Below are 5,127 nucleotides of genomic sequence, written 5' to 3'. Positions count from 1 at the left end.
GAGGAGGAGGGCGGCGGCTGCCAGGCAGAGGGACAGGGGCGTGTGCAGTCGCATGAACACATGACCATGCCGGGTGCGGGCGGCGGTTTCGGTGTGCCGCTCCGTACGGCGCCCTCGATCCCCTCAATCGGCCGAGACGGGCGCCGGCTCAGCCCTCCGCGCGCCCGAACAGCGGGGCCAGCAGCAGCTGCGCCGCGCCCTCGGCGACCTCGCCGGAGGCGAGCCGCACCGGCACCGGCTCCTCGCCGCCGCGCCGGGCCCGCTCCTCGAGGACGGCGGCGACGCCCCGTACGAAGGCCTCGGGGGCGGCGGCGACGGTACGGCCGCCCAGCAGGACGACGTCCACGTCGAGCAGCGCGACCAGGTTGCCGGCCCCGACGCCGAGCACCCGGGCCGCCTCGGCGAGGTCACCGCGGGCCACGGCGTCGAGACACAGCACCTCGACACAGCCCCGGTTGCCGCAGCCGCACACCGGTCCGTCGAACCGGACCACCTGGTGCCCGAACTCCCCGGCGCCGGTCCGGGCACCGCGGTGGACGGTGCCGCCGATCACCAGGCCGGCCCCGAGCCCCGTACTCAGATGCAGATACGCGAACGATCCGCGCTCCCCGGCGACGGCGAGCCCCAGCGCGGCGGCATTGGTGTCCTTGTCGACGACGACCGGCGTCCCGAGCCGCCCCGCGAGCGCGTCCCGCAGGGGGAAGCCGTCCCACTCGGGGAATCCGGTGACCCGGTGCAGCACTCCACGGGCGTGATCGAGGGGCCCGGGGAGGGCTACGCCCACGCCGAGGAGGGAGCGGGGCGCGGAAGCAGACAGGCGTACGGCCGTCGGCGCCTCGGCGTCCCCGGCGCCGGTCAACGCCTCGACCTCCCGGGCCACCGTCCGTACCACCGCTTCCGCGCCCGCCCCGAAGTCCAGCGCAGCCCGCCGCTCGCCCACCACGGCTCCCGCCAGGTCGACCAGCACCGCCCGCAGCTCGTCCCGGTCCAGATGCACCCCGACCGCGTGCCCGGCCTCCGGCACCAGACGCAGCACCGTCCGCGGCTTGCCGCCCGTCGAGGCGCGGTGCCCCGCCTCGGCCACCAGGCCGTCGGCCCGCAGCCGCGCGGTGATCTTGCTGACGGCCTGCGGGGTGAGCCCCGTCCGCTCGGCGAGCTCGAGCCGGCTGATGCCGTCCGCGTCGGCGGTGCGCAGCAGGTCGAGGACGAGGGCGGCGTTGTGGCTGCGCAGGGCGAGAAGGTTCACCCCTCCATTCAGGTTCACGCCTCCATTGTCTTCGCCACTTGCGCTTTGGCAACAGCGTTGCGAAAGTGGAGGGCATGACTGGTACGACTGCCTCTGTCCGCCGCGTCGGCCTCGTCGGCTACGGGCTCGCGGGCTCCGTCTTCCACGCCCCGCTGATCGCCGCCACCGAGGGCCTGGTCCTCGACACGGTGGTCACCTCCAACCCGGAGCGGCAGGAGCAGGCCCGCGCCGAGTTCCCGGACGTGCGCCTCGCGGCCACCCCCGACGAGCTGTTCGCTCGGTCCGCCGAGCTGGACCTGATCGTCATCGCCTCGCCGAACAAGACGCACGTGACGCTCGCGGCCACCGCGCTCGAGGCCGGCCTCCCGGTCGTCGTCGACAAGCCGATCGCCGGCACCGCGGCCGAGGCGCGCGAGCTCGCCGCCCTCGCCGAGGACCGCGGGCTGCTCCTCTCCGTCTTCCAGAACCGCCGCTGGGACAACGACTTCCTCACCCTCCGACAGCTCCTCGACGAAGGCGAGTTGGGGGACGTGTGGCGGTTCGAGTCCCGGTTCGAGCGGTGGCGGCCACAGCTCAAGGGCGGCTGGCGCGAGTCCGGCGACCCCGCGGAGATCGGAGGTCTGCTGTACGACCTCGGCAGCCACGTCGTCGACCAGGCCCTGACCCTCTTCGGCCCCGTCACCGCCGTGTACGCCGAGGCGGACGTCCGCCGCCCCGGCGCCGAGGCCGACGACGACACCTTCATCGCCCTCACCCACGCCGGCGGCGTCCGCTCCCACCTCTACGTCTCCGCCACCACCGCCCAACTCGGCCCGCGCTTCCGGGTGCTGGGCTCCAAGGCGGGGTACGTCAAGTACGGCCTCGACCCCCAGGAGGCGGCCCTGCGCGAGGGCGAGCGCCCTGGTCCGGACTGGGGACGGGAGCCCGAGTCGGCGTGGGGCCGGATCGGCTCCGGGGAGTCCCCGGCGACCGGCGGCGGCACTCCCGTACCGACCCTCCCCGGGGACTACCCCGCGTACTATGCGGCCGTGACCAGGGCCCTCGACGGCGACGGCGCCAATCCGGTGACCGCCGCGGAGGCGGCCGCCGCGCTCGACGTGCTCGAGGCGGCCCGCCGTTCGGCCCGCGACGGAGTGGTGGTGAAGCTGTGACCCACAACACCGAGCTGACCCCGAAGTTCCACCCGGAGCTCACCCCGCCGCTGGAGGAACTGGAGGCGCAGGAACGCCGTCTGGTCTTCCGGCAGTTCACCCACGAGGACGCGTGGGCCCTCGGTTCCCTGCTCGTCGACCTGGCCCGGGAACGCCAGGCCCCGGTCGCCATCGACATCCACCGCGCCGGCCAGCAGCTCTTCCACGCCGCCCTGCCCGGCTCCACCCCCGACAACGACGCCTGGATCGCCCGCAAGCGCCGGGTCGTCGAACGCTACGGTTCCGCGTCCTACCTGGTCGGCGCCCGTTTCCGCGCCAAGGGCACGACCTTCGAGGACTCCTCCCGCCTCGACCCGGACGAGTACGCGGCCCACGGCGGCTCCTTCCCGATCACCGTCGAGGGCGTCGGCGTGATCGGCGCGGTGACGGTGAGCGGACTGCCGCAACTGCAGGACCACCGGCTGGTGGTGGAGGCGCTGGAGGAGTTCCTCAAGCGCTGACGCCCGCAAGGGGAAGATCCTCGGCCCCCCTCCGGTTGGCACCGTAGTACGTGGTTGTACGCGCTTGTACACGGTTGTATGCGCCACCGACCGGAGGGAAGGGAACCCGTGAGTGACACCCTGAAGGAATCCGTCGGCCGCTACGGCGTCTGGAGCGCCGCCCTGCGCTCGGAGGACCCGACCCGCCGCGCCGAACTCGCGGAAGCGGCAGCCGAGTTGGAGCAGCTCGGCTACGGCGCCGTCTGGCTCGGCGGCAGCAGCGCGCCCCGGCACGCCGCACCCCTTCTCGAGGCGACCTCGACGCTCACCGTCGGCACCAGCATCCAGTCCATCTGGCAGTACGAGGCGGCGGAGAGCGCGGCGGGCTACGCCGGCCTGGAGTCGTCCCATCCCGGCCGCTTCGTCCTGGGCCTGGGCGTGAGCCACGCCAAGCTCACGGACCAGTACCGCCGCCCGTACTCCGCGCTGGTCGCCTACCTCGACGCCCTCGACGAGGCGGGCGTCCCCGCCGACCGCCGCCTGCTGGCCGCCCTGGGCCCGCGCAGCCTGGAGCTGGCCCGCGACCGCGCGGCGGGCTCGATCCCGTATCTGGTCACCCCCGAACACACCGCGTACGCCCGCGAGATCCTGGGCGAATCCCCGCTGCTGGCCCCGGAGTTGAAGGTGGTCCTGGAAACGGACGCGGCCCGGGCCCGCGCGGTGTCCCGCGACTACCTGGCCATGTACCTGGCCCTCCCCAACTACACCAACAATTTCCTCCGCCACGGCTTCACGGAGGAGGACCTGGCCGACGGCGGCAGCGACCGCCTGGTCGACGCGGTCTTCGCCTGGGGCGACGAGACGACCATCAGCACCCGCATCAACGCCTTCTTCGCAGCGGGCGCCGACCACGTGGCCCTCCAGGTGGTCGACGGCGGCAACCGAGACCACCTCCCACGGGAGGCCTGGCGCCGCCTCGCATCTCTACTGGCCTAGGGACAAGCGCCCCGTCAGGGGCGCGGGGCTGTGTCGATGGCGGCTCCGCCGCGGGGCGCGACCAGCCACAGACGCCCGCAGTCAACGAATCGCCGCAGTTCCCCGGCTTTCCCAGCGGAGCGTCTACGCGTCTTTGAACTCCTGCCGCTGTCGCCCAAGCCCAGAAATCTCCAGCTCAACCACATCCCCGGCCCGCAAGAACGGCTTGGGCTCAGGCTGCCCCAACGCCACCCCCGCCGGCGTACCGGTATTGATGACATCCCCGGGATACAGCGTCATGAACTGACTGACGTACCGCACGACTTCCCCCACGGGAAAGATCTGCTCCGCCGTCGTCCCGTCCTGCTTCAACTCCCCGTTGACCCACAGCTTCAACGACAGCGCCTGCGGATCCGGCACCTCCTCCGCCGTCACCAGCCACGGCCCCAACGGGTTGAACGTCTCGCAGTTCTTCCCCTTGTCCCAGGTCCCGCCCCGCTCGATCTGGAACTCCCGCTCGGACACGTCGTGCGCGACGGCGTACCCGGCGACATGCGCGAGCCCCTCCTCCGCCGACTCCAGATAACGGGCCGTACGTCCGATGACGACCGCCAGTTCGACCTCCCAGTCGGTCTTCACCGAGCCCCGGGGAACCAGCACCGTGTCGTGGGGTCCGACCACCGTGTCCGCGGCCTTGAAGAAGATGACCGGCTCGGCGGGCGGCTCGGCCCCGGTCTCGCGGGCGTGGTCGTGATAGTTGAGCCCGATGCACACGATCTTGCCGATCCGCCCGAGCGGCGGGCCGACCCGCAGCCCAGCCGCGTCGAGAACGGGCAGGTCACCGGCGTCACCCGCGGAGCGAATCCGCGCGAGTGCCGCGTCGTCGGCGAGCACCGTCCCGTCGATGTCGGCCACGAGACCCGACAGGTCCCGCAGCACCCCCTCGGCATCGAGCAGCGCGGGCGTCTCCGCTCCCGCCGTACCGACTCGCAGCAGCTTCATGGTCACAGTCTCCCTCGATCGCGGGCGCCCGCCCGATGGGTGCAGCCATCGGAGGACTGGTCGATCCTCCAAGCTCGGCGTGCGGTATGCAATACCCGGTTCACGTACTGGACCGTAGCCCCGTCACCGGTACAGCACGGCCCGCTCCACCGCGCTCCACGCCGTACCGGTGACGACGTACAGCGCGGCCGCCAGCGGCACCACGGCCACGGTGAGGAGCGTGGCGAAGGACAGGAACGGCATCGCCTTGGTCACCGCTCCCAGCCCCGGAACC

The 5,127-nt window shown here is 72.6% G+C and carries 5 protein-coding genes; 3 read left to right on the top strand and 2 right to left on the bottom strand.

Annotation, left to right across the window (positions count from 1 at the left end; all coding sequences use genetic code 11):
* Positions 1–148: 148 nt before the first annotated feature.
* Positions 149–1,264 (bottom strand): ROK family transcriptional regulator, encoded by a 1,116-nt coding sequence (locus GRC12_RS41865; protein ID WP_208785689.1) that lies wholly within the window; start codon positions 1,262–1,264, stop codon positions 149–151.
* 56 nt (positions 1,265–1,320) lie between these two features.
* On the opposite strand from GRC12_RS41865, the gene GRC12_RS41860 reads away from it, so the two are divergent.
* From GRC12_RS41860 to GRC12_RS41850, 3 genes are all read left to right on the top strand, one after another.
* Entirely contained in the window at positions 1,321–2,397 is a 1,077-nt protein-coding gene (locus GRC12_RS41860) for a Gfo/Idh/MocA family protein (protein ID WP_208785688.1), read from the top strand.
* The gene (locus GRC12_RS41855; protein ID WP_208785687.1) at positions 2,394–2,897 is read left to right on the top strand and encodes a heme-degrading domain-containing protein; all 504 of its coding nucleotides are present in this window, start codon (positions 2,394–2,396) and stop codon (positions 2,895–2,897) included. Before GRC12_RS41860 ends, GRC12_RS41855 begins: the two co-directional genes overlap by 4 nt.
* Before the next feature lie 108 nt (positions 2,898–3,005).
* Entirely contained in the window at positions 3,006–3,872 is an 867-nt protein-coding gene (locus GRC12_RS41850) for an LLM class F420-dependent oxidoreductase (protein WP_208785686.1), read from the top strand.
* 123 nt (positions 3,873–3,995) lie between these two features.
* Here GRC12_RS41850 and GRC12_RS41845 read toward each other — a convergent pair whose 3' ends face one another.
* Complete coding sequence (locus GRC12_RS41845) at positions 3,996–4,853, bottom strand: fumarylacetoacetate hydrolase family protein (RefSeq protein ID WP_208785685.1); 858 nt, start codon at positions 4,851–4,853, stop codon at positions 3,996–3,998.
* Between the last annotated feature and the right edge of the window lie 274 nt (positions 4,854–5,127).

The sequence above is a fragment of the Streptomyces griseorubiginosus genome (assembly GCF_017614965.1).
GTDB classification, from domain to species: domain Bacteria; phylum Actinomycetota; class Actinomycetes; order Streptomycetales; family Streptomycetaceae; genus Streptomyces; species Streptomyces griseorubiginosus_B.
The sequence above is the reverse complement of the archived record's forward strand: the minus strand, read 5'-3'. Positions and strand labels throughout refer to the sequence as shown.

Coding starts and splice junctions, on each gene's coding strand:
- GRC12_RS41845 (WP_208785685.1), bottom strand. CDS start 4,853: ATGAAGCTGCTGCGAGTCGGTACGGCGGGAGCGGAGACGCCCGCGCTG.
- GRC12_RS41860 (WP_208785688.1), top strand. CDS start 1,321: ATGACTGGTACGACTGCCTCTGTCCGCCGCGTCGGCCTCGTCGGCTAC.